We start from the raw sequence: 23,687 nt of genomic DNA, 5'->3' as shown, positions 1-23,687 counted from the left end.
TACGACCCTTGCATGAGTGCCGTACAGACTACGGGGCAGCGCTGACAACAACGGCCGCAGGTGGCCTCTGTGACAGGCCCGCTACCTACTTCGCGGACGCCGTCAGGTCGCCCCGCCGGGGTGCGGCGAAGCCTTCCAGGTCGGCCCGGGTGAGGCCGGTCAGCCGGGCGACCTCGGCGATGTCGAGGGCGCCGCAGTCCAGGCCGCGCAGCAGGTAGCCGCTGAGGGCCTTGGCGGTGGCGGGCTCGTCCATGACGTCGCCGCCGGCCCGGTTGGCGTAGCGGGCGAGGCGGGCGGCGGCCTGTTCGAAACCCTCGCGGTAGAAGGCGAAGACGGCCGCGTATCGGGTGGGGATGTGGCCGGGGTGCATGTCCCAGCCCTGGTAGTAGGCGCGGGCCAGGGCGCGGCGGGTGAGGCCGTAGTGCAGTCGCCAGGCGTCGTGCACCTTCGCCGTGGGGCCGACCGGCAGGACGTTCGTCGAGCCGTCCGACACCCGCACACCCGTGCCCGCCGCCGCCACCTGCATGATCGCCTTGGCGTGGTCGGCGGCCGGGTGGTCGCTGGCCTGGTAGGCGGCGGAGACGCCGAGGCAGGCGCTGTAGTCGAAGGTGCCGTAGTGCAGCCCGGTGGCGCGGCCCTCGGCGGCCTGGATCATCCGGGCGACGGTGGCCGTGCCGTCGGCGGCGAGGATGGACTGGCTGGTCTCGATCTGGATCTCGAAGCCCAGTCGACCGGGTTCGAGGGCGTGCGCCTTCTCGAAAGCCTCAAGCAGCCGGACCATGGCGGTGACCTGCTCCGGATAGGTCACCTTGGGCAGGGTGAGGACCAGCCCGTCGGGCAGGCCACCGGCCCGCATCAGTCCGGTGAGGAAGATGTCGAGGGTGCGGATGCCCCGGTCCCGTACCGGCGCCTCCATGCACTTCATCCGGATGCCCATGTACGGCGCCGCGGTCCCGTTCTCGTACGCCTGCGCGATCAGCCGTGCCGCCCGGGCGGCCGTCTCGTCCTCCTCGGCGTCGGGGCGGGGGCCGTAGCCGTCCTCGAAGTCCACGCGGAGGTCCTCAATGGGCTCGCGTTCCAGTTTGGCGCGCACGCGCGCGTACACGGGCTCGGCGAGGTCGTCGGCGAGCCCCAGGACGGCGGCGAAGGACGCGGCGTCCGGGGCGTGTTCGTCGAGGGCGGCGAGCGCCTGGTCGCCCCAGGAACGGATGGTGTCGGCGGCGAAGGCGTCACCGGGGACGTAGACGGTGTGGACCGGCTGACGGGTGCCGGGGTCTCCGGGGTAGCGGCGCTCCAGTTCGGCGTCGACCGGCGCGAGGGAAGCGCTGATCTCCTCGCTGACCGTGCCCGCGAGGCTCGTCGCGACCTGCTCCTGCTGGCCCTGACCCATCCCACACCCTCCTGTTTTCCGCTGTACGGAATCAACAATCCGTAGAATGAAGTTATCCGGGGACCTTCCGCCTGGTCAACACCACTTCCTCACCGGGCCACCCGGATCTTTCGGCATGTTCACGCTCATCTCATGAGGCGGTAGAACACTTCGGTACACCGACTCCCCTGGCCGCCCCATCGAAGGAGCCCCGTGCCGAACCAGAGCCGAGTCACGCGCCGCCTGGGCCTGAAGACCGCGTTAGCCACGGCGGCCGCCCTGCCCCTCTCCAGTACAGCACTGTCGTCGTCGGCCGCCTCGGCGGAGGAACCCGACCTCGCGCCCGCGGCGCAGCGCACCAGCCGACGGCTGGAGACCATGTCCTTCAACCTCCGCTTCGCGAGCACCACCGAACCCAACAGCTGGGCCGTGCGCAGACCCGTGACGCGGGAGCTGCTGCGCCGCGAGCGCCCGCACCTCATCGGCACCCAGGAGGGCCTCTACCAGCAGCTGCTGGACATCGAGTCCGACCTCGGCCCGCACCACGACTGGATCGGCACCGGCCGCGCGGGCGGCAGCCGCGACGAGTTCATGGCGATCTTCTACGACACCCGCCGCCTCGCCCCGCTCGAGTACGACCACTACTGGCTCTCCGACACCCCCGACGTCATCGGGTCGAACACCTGGGGCGGCGGCTCCATCCGCATGGTCACCTGGGTCCGCTTCCGCGATCTGCGGGACGGCGACCGGGAGTTCTACTTCCTCAACACCCACCTGGACAACCGCAGCCAGGACGCACGCGCGCGTGCCGCCGCGCTGATCGCGCAGCGGATCGCCGGACTGGACCGCTCGCTGCCGCTGCTGGTGACCGGCGACTTCAACGTCGCCGCGCACAAGAACCCCGTCTACGACACGATGCTGGGCGCCGGGCTCGCCGACACCTGGGAGACGGCCGCCGAGCGCGGCCCGCACTACGCCACCTTCCACGGCTACCGACCGCTGACGCCGAACGGCGACCGGATCGACTGGATCCTCGCCACGCCCGGCGTCACCGTGCACCGGGCGGACATCAACACCTTCGCTGTGGACGGGCAGTTCCCGAGCGACCATCTGCCCGTGCAGGCGACACTCACGCTCGGATGACCCTCTGATGAACCGAGGCCCCCGCGACCGTCGCCGGTCACGGGGGCCTCGTACAGCCTGCTGACGATCAGCCCTTGCGGGACTTGATCTCCTCGGTCAGCTGCGGGACGACGTCGAACAGGTCGCCGACGACGCCGTAGTCGACCAGCTCGAAGATCGGGGCCTCGGGGTCCTTGTTGACGGCCACGATGGTCTTCGAGGTCTGCATACCGGCCCGGTGCTGGATCGCGCCGGAGATGCCGGAGGCGATGTACAGCTGCGGCGAGACGGACTTGCCGGTCTGGCCGACCTGGTTGGTGTGCGGGTACCAGCCCGCGTCCACCGCGGCACGCGAGGCGCCGACGGCCGCGCCGAGGGAGTCGGCGAGCGCCTCGATGAGCGCGAAGTTCTCCGCGCCGCCCACACCGCGGCCACCGGAGACCACGATGGCGGCCTCGGTCAGCTCCGGACGGCCCGTCGACTCACGGGCGGTGCGGCCGGTGACCTTGGTGCCGGTGGCCTTGTCGGAGAAGGTCACCGACAGCGCCTCGACGGCGCCGGCGGCCGGCGCGGCCTCCACGGCGGCCGAGTTCGGCTTGACCGTGATGACCGGGGTGCCCTTGGAGACACGGGACTTGGTGGTGAAGGACGCGGCGAACACCGACTGGGTGGCCACCGGGCCCTCGTCGCCTGCCTCCAGGTCGATGGCGTCGGTGATGATGCCGGAGCCGATGCGCAGCGCGAGGCGGGCGGCGATCTCCTTGCCCTCGGCGGAGGACGGCACCAGTACGGCGGCCGGGGAGACGGCCTCGTGGGCGGCCTGCAGGGCGTCCACCTTCGGGACGACCAGGTAGTCGGCGTACTCGGCGGCGTCGTGGGTGAGGACGCGGGTCGCGCCGTGCTCGGCGAGCGTGGCGGCGGTGTCGGCGGCGCCGTTGCCGAGGGCGACGGCGACGGGCTCGCCGATGCGACGGGCCAGCGTCAGCAGCTCCAGGGTGGGCTTGCGGACGGCACCGTCCACGTGGTCGACGTAGACGAGAACTTCAGCCATGGGACTTCTTCTCTCCTGCTTGCGAAGTGTGCGGGGCGGTCGGCGAAGTCGAGCTCAGGGCTCAGATGAACTTCTGGCTCGCGAGGAACTCAGCGAGCTGCTTGCCGCCCTCGCCCTCGTCCTTGACGATCGTGCCGGCCGTGCGGGCCGGGCGCTCGGCCGCGCCGTCGACCGTGGTGTAGGCGCCGTCCAGGCCGACCTCTTCCGCCTCGATGTCGAGGTCGGACAGGTCCCAGGACTCCACCGGCTTCTTCTTGGCGGCCATGATGCCCTTGAAGGACGGGTAACGCGCCTCGCCCGACTGGTCGGTGACGGACACGACGGCCGGAAGCGACGCCTCCAGCTGCTCGGAGGCGGCGTCGCCGTCACGGCGGCCCTTGACGGTGCCGTCCTCGACGGAGACCTCGGAGAGCAGGGTGACCTGCGGGACGCCCAGCCGCTCGGCGAGCAGCGCCGGTACGACGCCCATGGTGCCGTCGGTGGAGGCCATGCCGGAGATGACCAGGTCGTAGCCGGCCTTCTCGATCGCCTTGGCCAGCACCAGGGAGGTGCCGATGGCGTCGGTGCCGTGCAGGTCGTCGTCCTCGACGTGGATCGCCTTGTCGGCGCCCATCGAAAGGGCCTTGCGCAGCGCGTCCTTGGCGTCCTCGGGGCCGACCGTCAGGACGGTGACCTCGGCGTCGTCGGCGTCCTCGGCGATCTGCAGCGCCTGCTCGACCGCATACTCGTCGAGTTCGGAGAGCAGACCGTCCACGTCGTCCCGGTCGACGGTCAGGTCATCGGCGAAGTGCCGGTCGCCAGTGGCGTCGGGCACGTACTTCACAGTGACAACGATCCTCAAGCTCACGCCGGCTCTCCTACTGCAATCGTCAATTTCAGGCTGCCTTCTTGCAGGCAGCATAGGCGCCTCTAGCGGCCGATCCCGGTCGGGGCGACCCGCGCTCCGAACGAGATATTACTCGTCAGTACACCCAGTCCATGCCCGCTAAGCAAGCGCTTTGAACTGTGACCTTCGCAACGCAGCGTAACCGGAACTGGACGATTCCGCAGGTGCGCTCAGTCACGCAACGCGGTGAAGCGTCCCTGGTGGTACAGCAGCGGCCGGCCCGCGCCGGCCGGGTCGCCGCCGATGACTTCCGCGAGTACGAGACGGTGGTCACCCGCGGGCACGCGCGCGTGCACCGTGCACACCAGCCAGGCCAGCACGCCGTCGAGCACGGGAACGCCTTCGGGGCCCTCGCGCCAGACGGTGGGCGCGCCGAACCGGTCGGCGCCGCTGCGCGCGAAGGTGGCCGCCAGCTCCTGCTGATGCTCACCGAGTATGTGGACGCCGACATGGTCGGCGCCGGAGATCGCCGCCCAGCTGGACGACCCCGTGCCGATCCCGAAGGAGAGCAGCGGTGGTTCGGCGGAGACGGAGGTGAGGGAGGTGGCGGTGAAGCCGACCGGGCCGGTGTCACCGCGCGCCGTGATCACCGCCACGCCGGCCGCGTGCCGCCGGAAGACGGCGCGGAACAGGTCGGGAGCGGCGGTTGACGGAGAGGCGGGTGCGGCGAGGCCGGGGGTGGCCGTCATGGAGTTGACCTTCTGCGGGGGACGACGAGCGGATCCTGGGCTGTTCAGCAGCCCGGACAGCGTGCGCTCGCGGTGCGGACGAGGTCGACATGGACCCGGCCGAAGAGAAGGACTTCCGAAGGCATACGGTCAAGCTGACGATAGATGCTGCGCACAGTCAAGTTCGTCCCGGATTCCGGGATCTGGAATGCAGGAATTTCAGACCCCGGAGCCCTCGACGGACCCGGCGCCCTCGGCGCGCACAGCCTGCCCCAGCGCGGCGATCACATCGGCCTTGCGCGGCTGTCCCGCGGCCCGCCGTACGACCCGGCCGTCGGCGTCCAGCACCAGCACGGTCGGGGTCTTGACGATGTCGAGCGTGCGTACGAGGGACAGATGGGCCTCGGCGTCGATCTCGACGTGGATGACACCCGGGACCAGTTCGGCCACCTCGCCGAGGATCCGGCGGGTCGCCCGGCAGGGCGCGCAGAAGGCGCTGGAGAACTGCACCAGCGTGGCGCGTTCACCGAGTTCGGCACCCAGTTCGGCCACACCGAGCCGCTTGCCCTCGTCACGCACGCGCACACACCACCCGACCGGTCACAACTCCCGCCATGCCCAGCACAAGCGTTCACGAGACCGCAAAGATTCCCGCCTCCCGGCGGCCTTTTCGCTGCGGAATTCTGGGTTCATGGACATCGACGTGAGGGGACCGCGTTTCGGGGCGGCCGTGACGGCCGTCGTCCTGGCGGCATGGGCCATTCGCCGTACGGCTGGGCGTTCCACCGGGTGATACGACCCCGGATCGGGCCGGCGGCGGAGTTCGAGGCGCCGGAACCCTCGCGGTTCGCGCAGGCGGTGGGGCTGGTGTTCGCGGGCGTCGGCCTGGTCGGCTACACGCTGGGGCCCGTCTGGCTGGGGCTTGCCGCGACCGGAGCCGCGCTCGTCGCCGCCTTTCTCAACGCGGCGTTGGGGTTCTGCGTGGCGTGCGAGATGTACTTGCTCGCCCAGCAAGTCACCGTACGCACCGAGTAAAGACGTCGTAAAAGCACGAGGTGGACCTACGCGCCGACGTGACGAGGATCTCGCCTCGCCCGGGCACCAGGACTGGCTACCTGTCCGTTCTTGGGGCACGATCTGCGAGATGCCGTAAACCTACGGCTACGTAACTTGTCCGCCGGGAGTCCCTTCCCAGGCTGAGCAGGAAGGGTCCACTCCGCCCATGGCAGAACTCGTCTACCGTCCCGTCGTCGGTCTCGCGCGGACCTTGTTCAAGGTCTGGGACCTGAAGATCGACTGCCAGGGGTCGGAGAACATCCCGCGCTCGGGCGGCGCAGTGCTGGTGAGCAATCACATCAGCTATCTGGACTTCGTCTTCAACGGCCTGGCCGCGCTCCCCCAGAAGCGCCTGGTGCGCTTCATGGCGAAGGAGTCCGTCTTCCGGCACCGCATCTCCGGTCCGCTGATGCGCGGTATGCGGCACATCCCGGTGGACCGCAAGCAGGGCGAGGCCGCGTATCAGCACGCTCTGGACTCGCTGCGCTCCGGCGAGATCGTCGGTGTGTTCCCGGAGGCCACGATCTCGCAGTCGTTCACGCTGAAGAGCTTCAAGTCGGGTGCGGCGCGGCTGGCCCAGGAGGCGGGCGTGCCGCTCATCCCGATGGCCGTGTGGGGCACGCAGCGGCTGTGGACCAAGGGCCACCCGCGCAACTTCAAGCGCAGCCACATCCCGGTCACAATCCGGGTCGGCGAGGCGGTCGACGCTCCGCGCGACCAGTACGCGGGCGCGATCACCCGCCGACTGCGCGAGCGCGTCCAGGACCTGCTGGACGCGGCCCAGCGTGCCTACCCCGGACGCCCCCGCGGCAGGGACGACACCTGGTGGCTCCCCGCCCACCTCGGCGGCACGGCCCCCACCCCGGAACAGGTCCGCGAGGCCGAGGCACGCTGACCGCCGCACGGCGGTCGATACAGTCCGGGCGACGCACCGGAAAGCCGGAGTCCGCGACCGTACGCGGTGCCTGCGGACCCGGCCGCTGTGTCCAGGGCTGGATGCTGGTGCGCAGCACCTGCTCCGGGGCGCTGCGAGGGATCACCCCTGCGGCGGGGCTGAACTTCTCCAGGAGGGCGGCGAGTTCGGCGGCCGCCGCCTCGGCCTCGGGGCCATGGTCTCCAGCAGGAAGATGCCCGAGACGGTCTCCTCGGTGAGCCGGGTGCGTGGGGCCCTCGCCAGTTGTGGGGCCACGTCCGCCTTGCCTCAGAGTGCGGTGGGAAGGTGCTGCCAGAGATACGGCCGGTCGGGGGCCGCCTTGAGTGCCTCCAGCACCAGTGGATGCGGTACGGCATACAGGACTGGATAGTCCAGCTCATTGAACTTCGGGTCGGCCGTGAAGGCCAGGCGCTCAGCACCCAAGGAGAACTGTGCGTCCACGCCCGGCTTGTTTCCGCGCGGGTCCTGCCGATGCCAGGCACCGTTGAAGCGGACGGCGACCAGCCCGTGCACCACGTCGAACCTCTGGTAGCACAGGGCGGTAGGGATGTCCTCGGCCCGCAGCAGCGCGGCCAGGGCGTGGGCCTTGGCGTAGCAGATGCCCGTGCCCTGCTCCAGGACGTCGGACGCTCGCCAGGTGACGCGGAGATCGCCGACGTCCTGGGAGTGCGGAATGGTGTCCCGCACGAACTCGAACGCCATCCGCGCATAGTCATACGAATCCGTAGCCGATGCGGCGAGCCGCGCAGCCGTCTCCCGTACGCGCGGATGATCGTGGTCGATGGCCTCGTCGGCGGCCAGATAGGCGGACAGGTCGGGGTTTTCCTGGATCAGCTCCATGCCCGCAGAGCATAGAAACGCGATCACCGAACGTCAATGACTTTTCAGGTGGCCGCATATCTATGCACTACGCAGACCTACCGCGCCATCTCCTCCTTGAGCGCCGCGACGAACGCGTCCACGTCCTCCTCCGTCGTGTCGAAGGAGCACATCCAGCGCACGTCACCGGCGGCCTCGTCCCAGAAGTAGAAACGGAACCGCTTCTGCAGGCGCTCGCTCACGTCGTGCGGCAGCCGCGCGAAGACCGCGTTGGCCTGCACCGGGTGCAGCAGCTCGACACCGTGCACGGCGCGTACGCCCTCGGCGAGGCGCTGGGCCATCTCGTTGGAGTGCCGTGCGTTGCGCAGCCACAGGTCCCTGGCAAGCAGGGCCTCCAGCTGCACGGACACGAAGCGCATCTTGGAGGCGAGCTGCATGGACAGCTTGCGCAGATGCTTCATATGGCTGACGGCGTCCTGGTTGATGACCACAACGGCCTCACCGAACAGGGCGCCGTTCTTGGTGCCGCCCAGGGAGAGGATGTCGACGCCGGCCGCGTTGGTGAAGGTCCGCATCGGGACGTCCAGGGAGGCGGCCGCGTTGGCGATGCGGGAGCCGTCCAGATGGACCTTCATCCCGTGCGCGTGGGCGTGTTCGCAGATCGCCCGGATCTCGTCCGGCGTGTAGACCGTGCCCAGCTCGGTGGCCTGGGCTATGGAGACGACCTGCGGCATCGCGCGGTGCTCGTCGTCCCAGCCGTACGCCTGCCGGTCGATCAGCTCGGGCGTGAGCTTGCCGTCGGGCGTGGGTACGGTGAGCAGCTTCAGCCCGCCGACCCGCTCCGGCGCCCCGCACTCGTCGACGTTGATGTGCGCGCTCTCGGCGCAGATCACCGCGCCCCAGCGGTCGGTGACCGCCTGCAGGGCGACGACGTTGGCGCCGGTGCCGTTGAACACCGGGAACGCCTCCGCCGTGGCACCGAAGTGGCTGCGGATGACGCGCTGGAGGTTCTCGGTGTACGCGTCCTCGCCGTACGCGACCTGGTGCCCGCCGTTGGCCAGGGCCAGGGCGGCGAGCACCTCCGGGTGGGCCCCGGCGTAGTTGTCACTGGCGAAACCGCGGACCTCGGGGTCGTGATGGCGACGCGCGTCGGTCTTCGGGGGGTTCACGGCTTCTCGGTCAGCCACAGACGTTGTCCGTTCACTTCGGCGGCGGGCTTGTCCCAGACACCGGCGATGGCCTCCGCCAGGTCGTTGACGTCGGTGAAGCCCGCGAACTTCGCGTTGGGTCGCTCGGCGCGCATGGCGTCGTGCACCAGTGCCTTCACCACCAGGATGGCAGCCGCCGCGTTCGGCCCCTGCTCGCCCCCGGCCTTGCCGAAGTAGTCGGCCAGGGCCAGCGTCCACGCCTCGGCGGCGGCCTTGGCGGCGGCGTACGCGGCGTTGCCCGCGGTGGGCTTGCTGGCGCCGGCGGCGCTGATCAGGACGTACCGGCCGCGGTCGCTGCGCTGCAGCGCCTCGTGGAAGGCGAGGGAGGTGTGCTGGACGGTGCGGATGAGCAGCAGCTCCAGCAGGTCCCAGTCGTCGAGCCGGGTCTTGGTGAAGGTCTCGCTGCCGCGCCAGCCGCCGACGAGGTGGACCAGGCCGTCGACGCGCCCGAAGTCCTTCTCGACGCGATTGGCCCAGTCCTGGGCGGCCTGCCGGTCGAGCAGGTCGACCGTGTCGCCGACGACGGTGGCGCCGCCGTGCGCGTAGCTGGCCGCGTCCACGGCCTCCGCCAGTCGCTCCGGGTCGTTGTCGGAGCCGACGACGATCGCGCCCGCCTCGGCCAGCCGCAGCAGCGTCGCCCGGCCGGCGGGTCCGCCCGCGCCGGCCACCGCGATCACCGCACCGCTGAGAGCACCGTTCCCCATGGTCTTCGCCTCCTGAGCAGTGTTCTGGACGTGATCGCTCACGCGGCGACCCGCTTGGCGGTGTCCGCCGTGATGCCCCGGGTCGAGGCAATCACGTTCTTCAGTTTCTTGGACAGCGCTTCATAGAACATGCTCAGCGGAAACTCGTCCGGAAGCACGTCATCGACGAGCTTGCGCGGCGGCTGGGTCAGGTCCAGGGCGTCCGGGCCCTTGGCCCACTTGGAGCCGGGGTGCGGGGCGAGGTAGGTGGAGACCAGTTCGTACCCGGCGAACCAGTGCACGAGCTTGGGGCGGTCGATGCCGTCCCGGTAGAGCTTCTCGATCTCGGCGCACAGCTGGTTGGTGACCTGCGGCGCGCGCTCCCAGTCGATCGACAGCTTGTTGTCGGTCCACCGGACGACGTCGTGCTTGTGCAGGTAGGCGAAGAGCAGCTGGCCGCCCAGGCCGTCGTAGTTGCGCACCCGCTCGCCGGTGACCGGGAAGCGGAACATCCGGTCGAACAGCACCGCGTACTGCACGTCACGGGCCTGCGGTACGCCCTCGCCGGCCAGCTTCACGGCCTCCTTGAAGGCGGTCAGATCGCAGCGCAGCTCCTCCAGGCCGTACATCCAGAACGGCTGGCGCTGCTTGATCATGAACGGGTCGAACGGCAGGTCGCCGTGGCTGTGGGTGCGGTCGTGGACCATGTCCCAGAGTACGAAGGCCTCTTCGCAGCGCTTCTGGTCGTGGACCATGGCGGCGATGTCCTCGGGCAGGTCGAGGCCCAGGAGGTCGACGGCGGCCGCGGTGACGCGGCGGAAGCGGGCGGCCTCGCGGTCGCAGAAGATGCCGCCCCAGCTGAACCGCTCGGGGGCCTCGCGCACGGCGATGGTCTCCGGGAAGAGGACGGCGGAGTTGGTGTCGTACCCGGCCGTGAAGTCCTCGAACTTGATGCCGCAGAACAGCGGGTTGTCGTAGCGGGTGCGCTCCAGCTCGGCCAGCCAGTCCGGCCAGACCATGCGCAGTACCACCGCTTCGAGGTTGCGGTCGGGGTTGCCGTTCTGCGTGTACATCGGGAAGACGACCAGGTGCTGCAGGCCGTCCTGCCGATTCGCGGCCGGCTGGAAGGCGAGCAGCGAGTCCAGGAAGTCGGGCACCTTGAAGCCCTCGTCGGCCCAGCGGCGCAGGTCCCGCATGAGGGCCGCGTGGTAGGCGGCGTCGTGCGGCAGGAGCGAGGACAGCTCCTCGACGGCGTCGACGACACGCCGGACGGCGAGCTCGGCCTCGGCCGGGTCGGGGGCGCCCTCGGCCTCGAAGTCGATCGATCCGTCCTTGGACTGCCATGGCCGGATCTGCTCCACGGCATCCTTGAGCACGGGCCATGCCGGGTCCTCAACCACCCTGGTCACAGGAGGAACCTTCTCCTCCGCGCCCACCTGCACAAGAATTTCCGTCATGTCCCATCCTCCACGGGAGAACCTCACGTAAGGAGACCGTATACACACCAGCTTTCACCCAGCAAGGGGACCCCCGGGAAATTATTCTGCGCCACCCCTGCCTTCACCGCACTTTTTCCTGTGGGACATGGCGACCTCGAATACACATTGCCCCGTCGTCACTCTCTGCCCGGCACGGTCCCAGGCGATACGGTCCACAGGTGGCCGCGACGCCACCACCGCCGCCGTCGACGGAAGCGAGTCGAACCTTGAACTTCCTCACCATCGGTCACCGCGGAGTCATGGGTGTGGAGCCCGAGAACACCCTCCGGTCCTTCGTCGCCGCTCAGGAGGCCGGTCTCGACGCGATCGAACTCGACCTGCATCTGAGCAAGGACGGCGCCCTCGTCGTCATGCACGACACAGACGTCGACCGTACGACGGACGGCTCGGGGCCGATCGCCGAGAAGACCCTCGCCGAGCTGCGCGCCCTGGACGCGGGCCGGGGCGAGCGGGTCCCTGTGTTCGAGGAGGTCCTGGACGCGGTCCGGACGCCGCTGCAGGCCGAAATCAAGGACGTGCGGGCGGCACGGGCGCTGGCGGAGTTGATGCGGGAGCGCGATCTCACCGGCCGGGTGGAGGTGTCCTCGTTCCACGACGAGGCGGTCGCCGAGGCGGCCCGGCTGGTGCCCGGCGCACGCACCGCGCTGATCGCCAGCCGGTACGGCACGGACGTCGTGGAGCGCGCCGTCGAGGCCGGGGCGGCGACCGTCTGCCTCAACATCCGCAGGCTCACCCTGGAGATCGTGGAGCACGCGCGCGAGGCGGGCCTGCGGATCATCGGCTGGGTGGTGAACACGCAGGAGCACCTGCGTCTCGTACGAGCGCTGGAACTCGACGGCGCGACGACCGACTACCCGGAGATCAAGCGCACCGGCCGGTTCACGGCGTAGGCCCTACGCGAGCTCCTTCACCAGCAGTTCGAACTGCAGGTCGTCGCGCTGCGGGATGCCGAACCGCTCGTCGCCGTACGGGAAGGGGGTCATCCGTCCCGTACGGCGGTAGCCGCGCCGCTCGTACCAGGCGATGAGGTCCTCGCGTACGGAGATCACGGTCATGTGCATCTCCGTGGCGCCCCAGGTCTCGCGGACCTGCCGCTCCGCCTCCGCGATGATCACCTTGCCGAGACCGGAGCCCTGAAGCAGGGGGCTCACCGCGAACATGCCGAAGTAGGCGTGGTCGCCACGGTGTTCGAGCTGGCAGCAGGCAACGACGGTGCCGTCCCGCTCCACGGTCAGCAGCCTGCTGTCCGGCGCCTTGATGACCGCCAGCACGCCCTCGGGATCGGTCCGCTGCCCCTGAAGGATGTCCGCCTCGGTGGTCCACCCGGTCCGGCTGGAGTCGCCCCGGTAGGCCGACTCGATCAGCGCGACCAGCGTGTCGACGTCGGCGTCGGTGGCATCACGGAAGGTCAGTGAGTGGGCGGTGGTGCTGTCCATGAGGGCGTCTCCCCGATTTCTCCGGCGCGGCACGGGCATCGACGAGCCTAACGCCGCCGCTAGGCTCCGGGTGCATGGTGCATGTACTGAGCGGCCGGATCCTGCTGCGCCCCACCGATCCCGAGCGGTCCCGTGTCTTCTACGGCGAGCAACTGGGGCTCGCCGTCTACCGCGAGTTCGGCACCGGGCCGGACCGTGGCGTCGTCTACTTCATCGGCGGCGGCCACCTGGAGCTCTCCGGCCGCTCCGAGACCCCGCCGTCCCCGGCCGTACGGCTGTGGCTGCAGGTCGACGACGTGGCCGCCGCGCACGACGAGCTGCGGGGCAAGGGCGTGGAGATCGTACGGCCGCCGGTCCGTGAGCCATGGGGGCTGATCGAGATGTGGATCGCGGATCCGGACGGCGTGCCGATCGTGCTGGTGGAGGTGCCGGCGGATCATCCGATCCGGTACCGGCCGGGCATCTGACGCCCTCTCACGCCGGGCGGTGCTCCCAGCCGCGGTCGGTGCGGGTCAGCTCCCGGAAACCCGCCTCGGTGAGCCGGTCGATGGCCGTACGATCCTCGGCCGCCTCGTAGGCCAGGACTCGGTCCGCGCCGCACAGACGGAGCCAGTCGGCGGCCTGGGCGAGCAAGTGGCGCTCCCAGCCCTCCGCCCGGCGGGACGGCTCGACGTGCAGGTTGCCGACGTCCGAGAGCCCACCGGCCCGGACGTGCCGCTCAGGCCGGGCGAGCGCGGTGTCCACCTCGACGAAACCGACGGCGCGGCCGTCGTCGTACGCCGTCCAGCGGGTGCCGCACTCCCCGAGCGTGCGCTCGTACGTCACACCCGGCCGGGCTTCCGGCCGGGGCAGGTCGGCGACGCGGGCGATGAGTAGCATTTCCGTGTCGCCGGTGTGGCGGAACCCGGCGCGCTCGTAGACGGACCGGACGTGGGGCCAGGGCCGGGGCAGCCCGTACACGGCCGGGGCCGGGAGCGTGCCGTCTGCGTACCGCACCCGGACCTGCCAGCGGGCCAGCTGGGCGAGGCAGGCCTGCATGAGCAGGTCGGCGGCCCGCTCGGTGCCCGGCCGGAAGGAGGCCGCGGGGGCGCACACGAACCAGCGGATCTCACCGGCGTCGCGGTAGTGCTCGCCGACCTCTGTGTCGTCGCGGTAGCGCAGCACCTGGGCGGCCGCGACGACGGAGCGACGCTGTTCGGCGACGAGGGTGACCCGCTCGCTCACCCACGGATCGGTGACGAATTCGTCCGGCTCCCGCTCCAGCGCGCTGAGCACGGTGTTGACGGAGACGGAGACACCCGGGACGACGGCGGCGACATGCGCGTTGACCAGTTCGGTGAGCTGGTCGCGGTCGTCACGGCGGAAGGGGCGCACCTGGGGCGCGGACATGCGGAACCTCCGGGCAGGGGTGATCGTCTGGAGGCCGCCATCGGGTGCGGTACGCGAGGGATCGTATGTCGGCAGCGGCGCCGGGCGCGAGAAGGTTTCCGGATGGCCGCTGTCAGTGGGCGCAGCTAGCGTGCTGGTGGAGGTTCTCTGCTGCGGAAGGAACGTCGGATGAAGCTCGACAAGCCGGTGGTCGGCGGCCCCTGCTGGGTCGAACTGGGCACGAGTGACATGGACGGGGCCAAGCGGTTCTACGCCGAGCTGTTCGGCTGGCGGTCCGAGACCGACCCGCGCCAGGAGGCGGGCGGTTACACGGTCGCGCACCTGGACGACGCGGCGGTGGCCGCGCTGACGCCGCTGTACCAGGAGGGGCAGCCGGTCGCGTGGACCGTGTCGTTCGCCGTCCGGGACGCCGACGAGACCGCGCAGCAGATCACGGCGGCCGGCGGCACGGTGATGATGGGCCCGATGGACGTCTTCGACGCGGGCCGCTTCGCGGTGGCCGCCGACCCGGCCGGCGCCGCCTTCACGCTGTGGCAGCCACGGGCCTTCGAGGGCGCCGGACTGTTCAACGCGCCCGGCGCGCTGGGCTGGGTGGAACTGCTCACCCGGGAGCCCGCACGCGCGCGTGACTTCTACACGACCGTTTTCGGCTGGACCATCAACGCCTCGGAGAACTACACCCAGTGGGGCATCGCCGGTCAGGACTTCGGCGGCCTGATGACCATGGACGACAAGTTCCCGCAGGAGGTGCCGCCGCACTGGCTGCCGTACTTCGCGGTGGCCGACGTCGACGCCACCGCCGCGACGGCCATCGGGGCGGGCGGCACGGCCCTGATGGAGCCCACCTCCGTGCCGGGCGGTCCGCGCATCGCGGTGCTGCGCGATCCGCAGGGCGGGGTCTTCGGCGTCTACCTCGCGGGTGACGAGGGCTGAGCCGACGGCCAGGGTTTTGCGCTGGAGTGCGCTCCAGCTCCTAGCGTCGTGGGCACGACCTGACGTCCCGGAGGGGAGCGCACCGTGCGTTACACACTGTTCGGCAAGACCGGTCTGCGCGTGAGCGAGCTGAGCCTCGGCGCGATGACCATCGGCGACGACTGGGGCTGGGGCGCCGACCAGGACACCAGCAAACGGATCCTCGACGCCTACGCGGACGCGGGCGGCAACTTCATCGACACCGCCAACATCTACACGGACGGCAGTTCGGAGCGGATCCTGGGCGGTCTGCTGGAGGGGCGGCGCGACGAGTTCGTGCTGGCCAGCAAGTACACGTGCGGCATCCGCGACGGTGACGTCAACTCCGCGGGCAACCACCGCAAGAACCTGGTGCAGTCGGTGGAGGCCAGCCTGGAGCGGCTGCGCACCGACCGGCTCGACGTGCTCTGGGTGCACGCGCGGGACAACTTCACCCCGGTCGACGAGGTGATGCGGGCACTGGACGACCTCGTACGGACCGGGAAGGTGCTGTACGTCGGCGTCTCGGACTGGCCGGCCTGGGAGATCGCGCAGGCCAATACGCTGGCCGAGCTGCGGGGCTGGACGGCGTTCGCGGGGTCGCAGCTGCTGTACAACCTGCTGGAGCGCACGCCCGAGCGTGAACTGCTGCCGCAGGCACGGGCGTTCGACCTCGCCGTGCTGGCGTGGGGGCCGCTCGGGTCCGGGAAGCTCACCGGGAAGTACCGGCACGGCGAGGCGGGGCGGCTTGACGTCACCGGCGGCACGGTCGACGCACGCGAGGAGGCCATCGTGACGGCGGTCCTTCAGATCGCCGAGCAGGGCGGCTGGAGCCCGGCACAGGTGGCGCTGGCCTGGCTGCTGGGGCGGCCCGGCAACATCGTCCCCATCATCGCCGCCACCAAGGAGAGCCAGCTCGCCGACAATCTCGGGGCGGTCGACGTCCGGCTCGACACGGACGCCGTCGCCCGCCTCGACGAGGTGAGCGCGCTGCCGCTGGGCTTCCCGCACGACTTCGTCCGGGAGCCGGCCATCACGCGGAACATCTACGGCGACCGCTGGACCGAGATCGACGACCGGCGCTCCACACATCGGCGGACGGTGCACGACGTGCTGTGACGTTTCGAGGCATCCAGGATGCTCACCCCCGCAGCACGCCCAGGCGCCCCTCCAGCTGACCGAGCAACTCCCCCAGCAGGGCGGCGAGTTCGCCCTGCTGCGGCGCGTCGAGACCGGACAGTACGGCGCTCTCGTAGGCGAGCTGCTCGGGGAGGATGGCGTCGACGAGGTCCCGTCCGGCGTCCGTGAGCCGGACGTGGGCGACGCGGCGGTCACGGTGGTCGCCGCGCCGCTCGACCAGGGCGCGTTGGGTGAGCTGCTTGAGGCGTTTGGTGACGGCGGCACCGGAGGAGAAGGTCTCGCGGGCCAGTTCACCGGGGGTCAGCTCATGTCCGGTACGGCGCAGCGCGGCAAGCAGGTCGAACTCCGGCCGACTGAGCCCGGCCCGGCGCAGCGGGGCGTCCTCGGCCTGCTGAAGGAGGGCGGCACAGCGGTTGACCCGACCGATGATCTCCATGGGGCCGGTGTCGAGCTCGGGGTGCACGACCTGCCACTGACGGACGACAGCGGCGACGGTGTCACGACGGGCGGGGGTGGCGGGGCGGGGCGCGCCGGTGGGGCGGGCCGCGCTGGCGGGGCCTGCCATGCCAGCGGGGCGGGCCGTGCCGCCGGTCGACGCGGGACCGCCGGTGGGCGCGGTGCCGCCGGTGGGCGCGGTGCCGCCAGTGGGATCCATGCCGCCGGGGCCAGCCGCACCGCCGGGACCGACCGTGCCGCCAGTCGACGCGGAGCCACCAGTGGCATCCATACCACCGGGACCAGCCGCACAGACGGGGCCGCCCCTGCCACCAGTCGACGCGGTGCCGCCAGTGGGATCCGCGCCGCCGGGGCCAGCCGCACCGCCGGGACCGACCTTGCCGCCAGTCCACGCGGGACCACCGGTGGGCGCGGTGCCGCCAGTGGGATCCGCGCCGCCGGGGCCAGCCGCACCGCCGGGACCGACCGTCCCACCAGTCGACGCGGTGCCACCAGTGGGCGCGGTGCCGCCAGTGGCATCCATACCGCCGGGACCAGCCGCACCGACCGGGCCGACCCTGCCACCAGTGGGCCCGGTGCCACCAGTGGACGCGGTGCCGCCAGCGGGATCCACACCGCCGATGACGCCACCGCGGCCCGCGCCACCCGCGCCGCGCAGCCCCGCCGTACCCGCCGCATCTCCCCCGTCGGCCCCCCGCCCGTTCGTCCCCGTCATGGCCGTGCGTCCTCCGTCGTCCTGTCCGCGTCCCGGTCCAGGAGCAGCCCCTGGTGTCTTACCGTCGCCGCGAGCGTACGGTGTCCTGCCTGTTCGGCGTGGACGACCCGCTCCTGGGGCAGCGCCCGCTGCCACCACTCGCCGGACGCGGCGTCGGCGGTGGCGCGCAGGTCGACGAGGGCGGCGGTGAGGGCGCGGCGGGCGGCTTCCAGCGCGTCGGCGGCGGGCTGCGGCTCGGCCAGCAGGCGGGCCGTGCGCTCGCGGGCCCGTTCCACGGCGGTCAGGGCGTGTTCGAGGCGGGCGCCCGCACTCCGGTTGGTGACGGCGACCGCGGCGACGAAGCCGACCAGCGCGCCGACGAAGGTGTCCACAACCCGCTCGGCGATCAGCACACCGGGATCCTGGAAGCCGGTGCACTCGGTGATGAGCAGCGCCATCGGCGTGACGCAGACGCTGCCGAGCCAGTAGTTCCGGCTGATCAGCGCCTCCGCACCGAAACTGCAGGCGAGACAGCACAGCACCAGCGCCGCCTGGCCGAGGTGGGCGAGCGGGGTGAGCGCGGCGAAGACGAGGACACCCGCGAGATTGCCGACCACGCGCTGAACACCCCGGCTCCAGGTGAGCGTGATGTTGGCCTGGTAGAGGGCGGCGGCGGTGACCAGCGCCCAGTACGGGCGGCCGATGCCGAGCGCCAGGGATGCGTATCCGGCCAGAGCGCAACCGAGGGCAGTGCGGGCGGCGATCGGTCCGAGCGACGCGAGGGCGCGCCGCAACGGCCGGTGCGGTGCGGCCAGTTCGACGTCCACGCCGAGCAGTTCGTCGACGTCCGGGTCGCCCGCGTACGGCACGGGCCCGGTGCCGCGCAGCTCGCGGCCCCAGGCCCGCAGCCGTGCCGGGTCGGTGTCGGCGGGCGCGGCGAGGGCCACCTCGGCGCGGACAACGAGGGCGCGCAGGGCACGCCGGGTCGTGGAGCGATCCCCGGCGGACAGCAACGACTGCCAGGCGGCCTGCACGGCAGTGGCCGCGGCGGCACGGGCCCGGGCGTGCCCGTCCCCGGTGCCTCGCGTGTCGGCGTACGCGGCGGCGGCGTTCAGGGCCTGTGCGGTGGCGCGGCGCTCGGGGCCGTGCGGGCGGACCAGGCCGGGCGCCATGCCGACGAGCCAGGCCCACCCGCCGGCGGCGATGCCGAGCGTAAGGTGTCCCGGTACCTGGCCCAGGGACTGCGGGGCGAACAGCGCGGCGGAGCTGACGAAGGTGAGGACGACATTGCCGGGCGGCCCGAGCCGGGAGGCGTCACACAGCACCTTCTGCACGGCGGCCAGGAGAGCGCCGACGGTGACCAGCACGACGGCGTTCGTCGTGAGTGAGGCGGTGACCAGCGCGACGGCGAGGCCGCCGAGCATGCCGAGCACCACCCACGCCAGCACCCGGGCCCGAGCGGCGTACGGACGATTGTGGGCGTACAGGGCGCACAGGGATCCGGCCATCGTGTACATGGCCAGGTCGAGGCGGTCCATGGCGAGCAGGGTCAGATTGGGCGGGGCGAGCGCGACCACCACGCTCAGCGCGGGCTTGAACCAGATGTCGGAGGGCCGACCGACGCGCAGCACACCGGCGAGCGGGAGCCGGTGCACGCGAGGGATCCGGGAGGTGGGGGTCGCACTGCTCATGGAAAGCAGATTACAGGTGTTTCACCCGTAAACGAATTGCTCCTTCACCTCCCCGAGCGCTCCCCGCGTACACCCTTGCGCTCGCGTGCGCGCCGCATGAATCGGGCATCTCTATCCATTGGGCATCCCTTGACCGACCGTCGAGCGGGGAGGTGCGGGTGCACGGACCGGCCGCGCCGGGCTGGCTGCTGGTCGCGCTGTGCGCGGCGACCGGCGCCTACTGCCTGCTGCGCCTGCGCAGCGGTGTCGAGGAGCAGCGCCGTAGCGCGGGCGACGAGGCGCTGATGGGCTTCGGCATGGCCGCGATGGCCGTACCGGCGACGGCGTTCACCCCACCGCAGTGGACCTGGCCCGGCTACGCCGTCGTCTTCGGTGCGGCGGCCCTGCGCGCCCTGTGGGCGGCGCGCACCGGCAGGCACCACCTGCACCACCTGGTGGGCGCCTCGGCCATGGTCTACATGGCGATGGCGATGGCCGACTCCCCCGCCGCCGCACAGGGACACGGACACGGCGGCTCCGGACTCCCGTTGCTGACAGGCGCACTGCTGCTCTACTTCACTGGATACGTCCTGCTGAGCGGAGCCAGGCTGATCCCGATACCCGCCGTGGCGGGCGGTCCGAGTCCCACTGCGTGGGGCGATCGGCCCGAACTGGCGCGGGCCTGCCGCCTGTCGATGGGCATCGCCATGGTCGCGATGCTCCTCGCGCTCTGACGGCGCTCATATCAAGCCTTCCTGCACCCCAGCAGCCTCGGTCATTGGCATGCTGCCCCAAGAATCGGCAAAGATCTCACCATGCACACCCCAACCGTCGAGTCCCCGCCCCGTACGTCCGACCATCGCACGCCTCTTCGTGCCGGGATCGCGCTGGCGTCGATCTCGCTGCTGCTCCTCGTTCTGGTCGCCGCCGAATGGGGTCCGGTGCTCGTCCTCGACCGCGAGGTCTCCCGGACCACCCACCGCTGGGCGGTCGAGGAGTCCGGGCTCACGCAGGTGTGCCGGATCCTCACGGACTGGGTCTGGGACCCGCAGACGATGCGCATCCTGTGCGCGGGTGTCGTGCTGTGGCTGGTGTGGCGGCGCTCGGCGCGGTGGACGGCGGTGTGGCTGGTGGTCACCGTTGCGGTGAGCACCGGTGTGCAGCAGACCACGAAGGCCGCGGTCGGCCGCGAACGGCCCGACTGGCCCGACCCCGTCGACTCGGCCCACTACGCGGCCTTCCCGTCCGGCCACGCCATGACCGCAACGGTGGTCCTTGGCCTGCTGCTGTGGCTCCTGCACCACTACGGCGCCGGCCGCGGCCTCATCCGTACGGCCCTCGCCGTGGCCGTGGTCTCGGTGGCCGGCGTCGGCCTGACCCGGGTGTGGCTCGGCGTGCACTGGCCGACGGACGTGTTCGCCGGCTGGCTGCTCGGGGCGATGGTGGTGGCCCTGGCGGTGATGGCCCACAAGCGTTGGCACCCCTGACCGGAGGGCCACGCCCATAGGATCACCGCATGACCGCCGTGCTGTTCGACTTCTCCGGAACCCTCTTCCGCGTCGAGTCCACCGAGGCCTGGCTGCGTGCCGTGCTCGCCGCGGCCGAAGCCGCACTGACCGAACCCGAGTTCACCAAGACGGCACAGGCACTGGAGGCCGCGGGCGCGCTGCCCGGCGGGGCGTTCCCGCAGCACATCCCCGCCGAACTCGCCGAGGTGTGGGAGGTCCGCGACCAGACCCCCGAGGAGCACCGGGCCGCGTACACCGGCCTCTCCCGCCAGGTTCCGCTGCCCGACCCCGGGTTGCACGACGCCCTCTACGAGCGCCACATGTCGCCGGACGCGTGGGCGCCCTACCCGGACGCCGCCGAGGTGCTGGGCGCGCTGCGCGAGCGCGGGGTCGGCATCGGCGTGGTCAGCAACATCGGCTGGGACCTGCGCCCGGTATTCCGCGCGCACGGGCTCGACCAGTACGTGGACACGTACGCCCTGTCGTACGAGCACGGCATCCGCAAGCCCGACCCACGACTGTTCGCGGCCGCCTGCGCCGATCTCGGCGCCGACCCGCGGGAGGTGCTGATGGTGGGCGACGACCGGCGTGCCGACGGCGGCGCGACGGCGCTGGGCTGCGCGGTGCACTTCGTGGACCATCTGCCGGCCGACCGGCGGCCGGACGGACTGCGCCCCGTGCTGGACCTGATCCGCTGATCCCGGCTCGGCCGGTGCACTGATCCCGGCCCAGCCGTGTGCCGATCCCGCAAGACCACCGCCCACCCCGGACGATCCCCCGCGTCGCCCGGGGCAGGACGGCACCACCGGCACCGGCCGCTCATGGGCCGGTCCGGACGCGCTGAGTATAGTTGGCTGGCAGCCAGTCAACGCAGGAGTTACAGCATGACCCCCCGTAGCGCCTCGGTCAATGAAGAGTTGCGGCGGCGTTCCCGGGAGCGGCTTCTGCAGGCGGCGGTCGAGCTGGTGAGCGAGCGGGGGTACGACGCGACGACGCTCGGGGACATCGCGGACCGGGCCGGATCGGCGCGCGGACTGGTGTCGTACTACTTCCCGGGCAAGCGCCAGCTGGTGCAGTCCGCCGTGCACCGGCTGATGCACCGCACGCTGGAGGAGGCGCTGGAGCGGGAGCCGCGCACCGAGGACGGCCGGGAGCGGATGGCGCGGGCCATCGACGCGATCCTGGGGCTCGCCCGGGACCGGACCGTGCTGATGCGCCAGCACATGGCGGGGCTGCTCGACACCGAGGGATTTGTGCAGTGCCCGGAGCAGCAGCGGCTGGCGGAACTACTGCGGGACACCGTCGCCCGGCACGGCTCGTCCGACACCACGACCGACTATCCGATGCTGCGCGCGCTGCTCATGGGCGCGGTCTACGCGATGGTGCTGCCGAACGTGGGAATGCCGATCACTCCCCTGCGCGCCGAGCTGTTCCGGCGCTACCGGCTCGACTGGGAGCTGGGGGTCCCGCCGGACACCGAGGCGCCCGGCGGGACGTGCGACACGGATGTGTCCCGCTTCTTCGCGACCGGGGATGATCAGTCGTCGTCGAAGCCGACGTAGTCCGGCTGCGTCTGCACATTCAGCTCACGCAGCTTGACCCACCGTGCGGGATCCGTGCGCCGGTCGTTGAGCTTCAGGACGTCGAAGCCCTTCGCCATGTCGTTCGAGTAGATGTAGCCGTTGTAGTAGTACGCCGACCAGGAGCCGCCGACCGTGAGCGTGTCGGTGCTCAGCGGGCCGCGCTCGAAGTAGGCGATCTCCTTCGGGCGGGCGGAGTCGGTGAAGTCCCAGACCGAGACGCCGCCCTGATACCAGGCCTGGACCATGATGTCCCTGCCCCTGACCGGGATCAGCGAGCCGTTGTGGGCGACGCAGTTCTCGGTGTCCGCCTGGTGCCGGGGGATCTTGTAGTAGCTGCGGAAGACGAGCTTGCGCTTGTCTCCCTTGCCGACGATGTCGTAGATGCCGTCCGCGCCGCGGTTCGGGCCGATCGCGGCGTTGCAGGTGGCGCCGACGCCGCCGCCCAACTCGTCGGTGAAGACGACCTTGTTGGCCTTCTGGTTGAAGGTCGCCGAGTGCCAGAACGCGAAGTTGACGTTGTCCTGCACCCGGTCGATGACCTTCGGGCGCTCGGGGTCCTTGATGGAGAACAGGATGCCGTCACCCATGCAGGCGCCCGCCGCGAGGTCCTTCGAGGGCAGCACGGTGATGTCGTGGCAGCCGGTGGTCTTGGAGACACCCGGGTTGGTGGGCCCACCCGGGTTGCCGCCGCCGTCGGGGCCCTCGCCCGGGAAGAGCACCGGGAAGCCGACGACCGCCGCCTTCTCGGGGGCGTGGCGCGGCACCTTGATGACCGAGATGCCGTCGTGCGGCGGCTGGCAGTCGGGGTAGGCGGCGTTGGGCGAGTACGAGGAGACGTAGACGTAGACGCTGCGGCGCTCGGGCACCAGCGTGTGGGTGTGCGAGCCGCAGGCGGTCTCGACGGCGGCCACGTACCTCGGGTTTCGCTTGTCGCTGATGTCGAAGACCTTCATGCCCTCCCAGGAGGACTTCTCGGTCACCGGCTGCGAGGTGCTGTTGCAACTGCTGTCGCTGCGCGAGGAGTCGGTGGACAGGAACAGCAGGTCGCCGGAGACGGAGATGTCGTTCTGCGAGCCGGGACACAGCACTTGGGCGACCGTCCTGGGCGCCCTCGGGTTGCTGATGTCGAAGATGCGGAAGCCGTCGTAGTTGCCGGCGAAGGCGTATCGGCCCTGGAACGCCAGGTCCGAGTTGGTGCCGGGCAGTACGTCCTTGGGGATGTTGCTGACGTGCTGGACGTTGGCGGAGTGGACGATCTCGTCCTGGGCGGGTATGTCCCCGGATTCCAGCGCCTCGCGCACCTCGGCCTGGGTGCTGCGGGAGACCTCCTTCTCGGCCGGCGGGCTGTCCCCCGGGTCGGGGATCGCGCTCGCGGGGTGGGCCGTCAGCAGCGCGGCCAGCAGTCCGGCTGCGGCGGTGGCAACACCGAGACGTCTGAGCCGAGTTCGGGGATCGTTCGACAGGATCACTGCGTATTCCCTTCTTCCGTTCGCCTGGAACGGTTCACGGACCCCCGCAGTATCGTCGTCGCCATGCACAGATCAACAGAGGGAAACCGATATGTC

The 23,687-nt window shown here is 70.9% G+C and carries 24 protein-coding genes and 2 pseudogenes; 11 read left to right on the top strand and 15 right to left on the bottom strand.

Going from position 1 to position 23,687, the window contains the following annotated elements:
* Positions 1 to 85: 85 nt before the first annotated feature.
* Positions 86 to 1,390 carry a DUF6986 family protein gene (locus SSP24_RS13790; RefSeq protein ID WP_141309806.1) on the bottom strand — a complete coding sequence of 435 codons (1,305 nt, stop codon included), beginning with the start codon at positions 1,388 to 1,390 and terminating at the stop codon, positions 86 to 88.
* A gap of 192 nt (positions 1,391 to 1,582) precedes the next feature.
* Between SSP24_RS13790 and SSP24_RS13785 the strand changes: the two genes are divergently transcribed.
* Positions 1,583 to 2,512, top strand: a complete 930-nt coding sequence (locus SSP24_RS13785; protein ID WP_141309805.1) for an endonuclease/exonuclease/phosphatase family protein — start codon at positions 1,583 to 1,585, stop codon at positions 2,510 to 2,512.
* A 67-nt stretch (positions 2,513 to 2,579) separates the two neighbouring features.
* On the opposite strand, the gene SSP24_RS13780 is transcribed toward SSP24_RS13785, so the two are convergent.
* The 4 genes from SSP24_RS13780 to SSP24_RS13765 form a co-directional block, all read right to left on the bottom strand.
* Positions 2,580 to 3,542 carry an electron transfer flavoprotein subunit alpha/FixB family protein gene (locus tag SSP24_RS13780; RefSeq protein WP_141309804.1) on the bottom strand — a complete coding sequence of 321 codons (963 nt, stop codon included), beginning with the start codon at positions 3,540 to 3,542 and terminating at the stop codon, positions 2,580 to 2,582.
* Positions 3,543 to 3,603: 61 nt separating this feature from the next.
* Positions 3,604 to 4,389 carry an electron transfer flavoprotein subunit beta/FixA family protein gene (locus tag SSP24_RS13775; protein WP_141309803.1) on the bottom strand — a complete coding sequence of 262 codons (786 nt, stop codon included), beginning with the start codon at positions 4,387 to 4,389 and terminating at the stop codon, positions 3,604 to 3,606.
* Positions 4,390 to 4,598: 209 nt separating this feature from the next.
* A complete protein-coding gene (locus SSP24_RS13770) occupies positions 4,599 to 5,117 on the bottom strand; it encodes a flavin reductase family protein (RefSeq protein ID WP_141309802.1) in 519 nt (172 codons plus the stop codon).
* A 198-nt stretch (positions 5,118 to 5,315) separates the two neighbouring features.
* Positions 5,316 to 5,681 (bottom strand): TlpA family protein disulfide reductase, encoded by a 366-nt coding sequence (locus SSP24_RS13765; RefSeq protein ID WP_141309801.1) that lies wholly within the window; start codon positions 5,679 to 5,681, stop codon positions 5,316 to 5,318.
* Between the two features lie 106 nt (positions 5,682 to 5,787).
* Here SSP24_RS13765 and SSP24_RS13760 point away from each other — a divergent pair.
* A pseudogene (locus SSP24_RS13760) lies at positions 5,788 to 6,131 on the top strand (DUF4395 domain-containing protein).
* 187 nt (positions 6,132 to 6,318) lie between these two features.
* Complete coding sequence (locus SSP24_RS13755) at positions 6,319 to 7,047, top strand: lysophospholipid acyltransferase family protein (protein ID WP_141309799.1); 729 nt, start codon at positions 6,319 to 6,321, stop codon at positions 7,045 to 7,047.
* Between the two features lie 142 nt (positions 7,048 to 7,189).
* Here SSP24_RS13755 and SSP24_RS44040 read toward each other — a convergent pair.
* The 5 genes and pseudogenes from SSP24_RS44040 to SSP24_RS13730 all read right to left on the bottom strand — a co-directional run.
* Positions 7,190 to 7,323: pseudogene (locus SSP24_RS44040) on the bottom strand (cytoplasmic protein); the annotation flags it as partial.
* A 30-nt stretch (positions 7,324 to 7,353) separates the two neighbouring features.
* A complete protein-coding gene (locus tag SSP24_RS13745; RefSeq protein ID WP_167529578.1) occupies positions 7,354 to 7,926 on the bottom strand; it encodes a transglutaminase domain-containing protein in 573 nt (190 codons plus the stop codon).
* Between the two features lie 77 nt (positions 7,927 to 8,003).
* A complete protein-coding gene (locus SSP24_RS13740) occupies positions 8,004 to 9,074 on the bottom strand; it encodes a threonine aldolase family protein (protein ID WP_141309797.1) in 1,071 nt (356 codons plus the stop codon).
* Complete coding sequence (locus SSP24_RS13735) at positions 9,071 to 9,817, bottom strand: SDR family NAD(P)-dependent oxidoreductase (protein ID WP_167529577.1); 747 nt, start codon at positions 9,815 to 9,817, stop codon at positions 9,071 to 9,073. Before SSP24_RS13735 ends, SSP24_RS13740 begins: the two co-directional genes overlap by 4 nt.
* Positions 9,818 to 9,855: 38 nt before the next feature.
* Complete coding sequence (locus tag SSP24_RS13730; RefSeq protein WP_141309795.1) at positions 9,856 to 11,253, bottom strand: DUF6421 family protein; 1,398 nt, start codon at positions 11,251 to 11,253, stop codon at positions 9,856 to 9,858.
* Positions 11,254 to 11,501: 248 nt separating this feature from the next.
* Between SSP24_RS13730 and SSP24_RS13725 the strand changes: the two genes are divergently transcribed.
* Positions 11,502 to 12,185: a glycerophosphodiester phosphodiesterase gene (locus SSP24_RS13725; protein WP_141309794.1), complete on the top strand. Its 684-nt coding sequence runs from the start codon at positions 11,502 to 11,504 to the stop codon at positions 12,183 to 12,185.
* Between the two features lie 3 nt (positions 12,186 to 12,188).
* Here the strand turns inward: SSP24_RS13725 and SSP24_RS13720 are convergent, their stop codons facing one another.
* Positions 12,189 to 12,731 (bottom strand): GNAT family N-acetyltransferase, encoded by a 543-nt coding sequence (locus SSP24_RS13720; protein ID WP_141309793.1) that lies wholly within the window; start codon positions 12,729 to 12,731, stop codon positions 12,189 to 12,191.
* Positions 12,732 to 12,805: 74 nt separating this feature from the next.
* Here SSP24_RS13720 and SSP24_RS13715 point away from each other — a divergent pair, with 74 nt between their 5' ends.
* Positions 12,806 to 13,198, top strand: coding sequence for a VOC family protein (locus SSP24_RS13715; RefSeq protein ID WP_141309792.1), 393 nt, complete (start codon positions 12,806 to 12,808; stop codon positions 13,196 to 13,198).
* Positions 13,199 to 13,205: 7 nt separating this feature from the next.
* Here SSP24_RS13715 and SSP24_RS13710 read toward each other — a convergent pair whose 3' ends face one another.
* Positions 13,206 to 14,120 carry a GNAT family N-acetyltransferase gene (locus tag SSP24_RS13710; protein WP_141309791.1) on the bottom strand — a complete coding sequence of 305 codons (915 nt, stop codon included), beginning with the start codon at positions 14,118 to 14,120 and terminating at the stop codon, positions 13,206 to 13,208.
* 168 nt (positions 14,121 to 14,288) lie between these two features.
* Here SSP24_RS13710 and SSP24_RS13705 point away from each other — a divergent pair, with 168 nt between their 5' ends.
* Entirely contained in the window at positions 14,289 to 15,053 is a 765-nt protein-coding gene (locus SSP24_RS13705) for a VOC family protein (protein ID WP_141309790.1), read from the top strand.
* A gap of 84 nt (positions 15,054 to 15,137) precedes the next feature.
* Positions 15,138 to 16,190 carry an aldo/keto reductase gene (locus SSP24_RS13700; RefSeq protein WP_141309789.1) on the top strand — a complete coding sequence of 351 codons (1,053 nt, stop codon included), beginning with the start codon at positions 15,138 to 15,140 and terminating at the stop codon, positions 16,188 to 16,190.
* Between the two features lie 22 nt (positions 16,191 to 16,212).
* Here SSP24_RS13700 and SSP24_RS13695 read toward each other — a convergent pair whose 3' ends face one another.
* Both SSP24_RS13695 and SSP24_RS13690 read right to left on the bottom strand, forming a co-directional pair.
* Positions 16,213 to 16,866, bottom strand: a complete 654-nt coding sequence (locus SSP24_RS13695; protein WP_373306719.1) for a MarR family winged helix-turn-helix transcriptional regulator — start codon at positions 16,864 to 16,866, stop codon at positions 16,213 to 16,215.
* 512 nt (positions 16,867 to 17,378) lie between these two features.
* On the bottom strand, positions 17,379 to 19,052 hold the full coding sequence (locus tag SSP24_RS13690; protein WP_141309788.1) for an FUSC family protein: 1,674 nt from the start codon (positions 19,050 to 19,052) through the stop codon (positions 17,379 to 17,381).
* Positions 19,053 to 19,210: 158 nt separating this feature from the next.
* Here SSP24_RS13690 and SSP24_RS13685 point away from each other — a divergent pair, with 158 nt between their 5' ends.
* The 4 genes from SSP24_RS13685 to SSP24_RS13670 all read left to right on the top strand — a co-directional run bounded on the left by SSP24_RS13685 (position 19,211) and on the right by SSP24_RS13670 (position 22,101).
* Positions 19,211 to 19,765 (top strand): DUF5134 domain-containing protein, encoded by a 555-nt coding sequence (locus SSP24_RS13685; RefSeq protein ID WP_141309787.1) that lies wholly within the window; start codon positions 19,211 to 19,213, stop codon positions 19,763 to 19,765.
* An 81-nt stretch (positions 19,766 to 19,846) separates the two neighbouring features.
* Positions 19,847 to 20,518 carry a phosphatase PAP2 family protein gene (locus tag SSP24_RS13680; RefSeq protein ID WP_141309786.1) on the top strand — a complete coding sequence of 224 codons (672 nt, stop codon included), beginning with the start codon at positions 19,847 to 19,849 and terminating at the stop codon, positions 20,516 to 20,518.
* Positions 20,519 to 20,547: 29 nt separating this feature from the next.
* Entirely contained in the window at positions 20,548 to 21,237 is a 690-nt protein-coding gene (locus SSP24_RS13675) for an HAD family hydrolase (protein WP_141309785.1), read from the top strand.
* Between the two features lie 186 nt (positions 21,238 to 21,423).
* A complete protein-coding gene (locus tag SSP24_RS13670; protein ID WP_141309784.1) occupies positions 21,424 to 22,101 on the top strand; it encodes a TetR/AcrR family transcriptional regulator in 678 nt (225 codons plus the stop codon).
* Here SSP24_RS13670 and SSP24_RS13665 read toward each other — a convergent pair.
* Positions 22,077 to 23,591 carry an LVIVD repeat-containing protein gene (locus tag SSP24_RS13665; protein ID WP_141309783.1) on the bottom strand — a complete coding sequence of 505 codons (1,515 nt, stop codon included), beginning with the start codon at positions 23,589 to 23,591 and terminating at the stop codon, positions 22,077 to 22,079. The genes SSP24_RS13670 and SSP24_RS13665 overlap by 25 nt on opposite strands.
* Positions 23,592 to 23,687 lie beyond the last annotated feature (96 nt).

It is taken from the genome of Streptomyces spinoverrucosus (genome assembly GCF_006539505.1).
GTDB lineage: Bacteria > Actinomycetota > Actinomycetes > Streptomycetales > Streptomycetaceae > Streptomyces > Streptomyces spinoverrucosus.
This window is presented reverse-complemented; position numbering and strand designations above follow the sequence as displayed.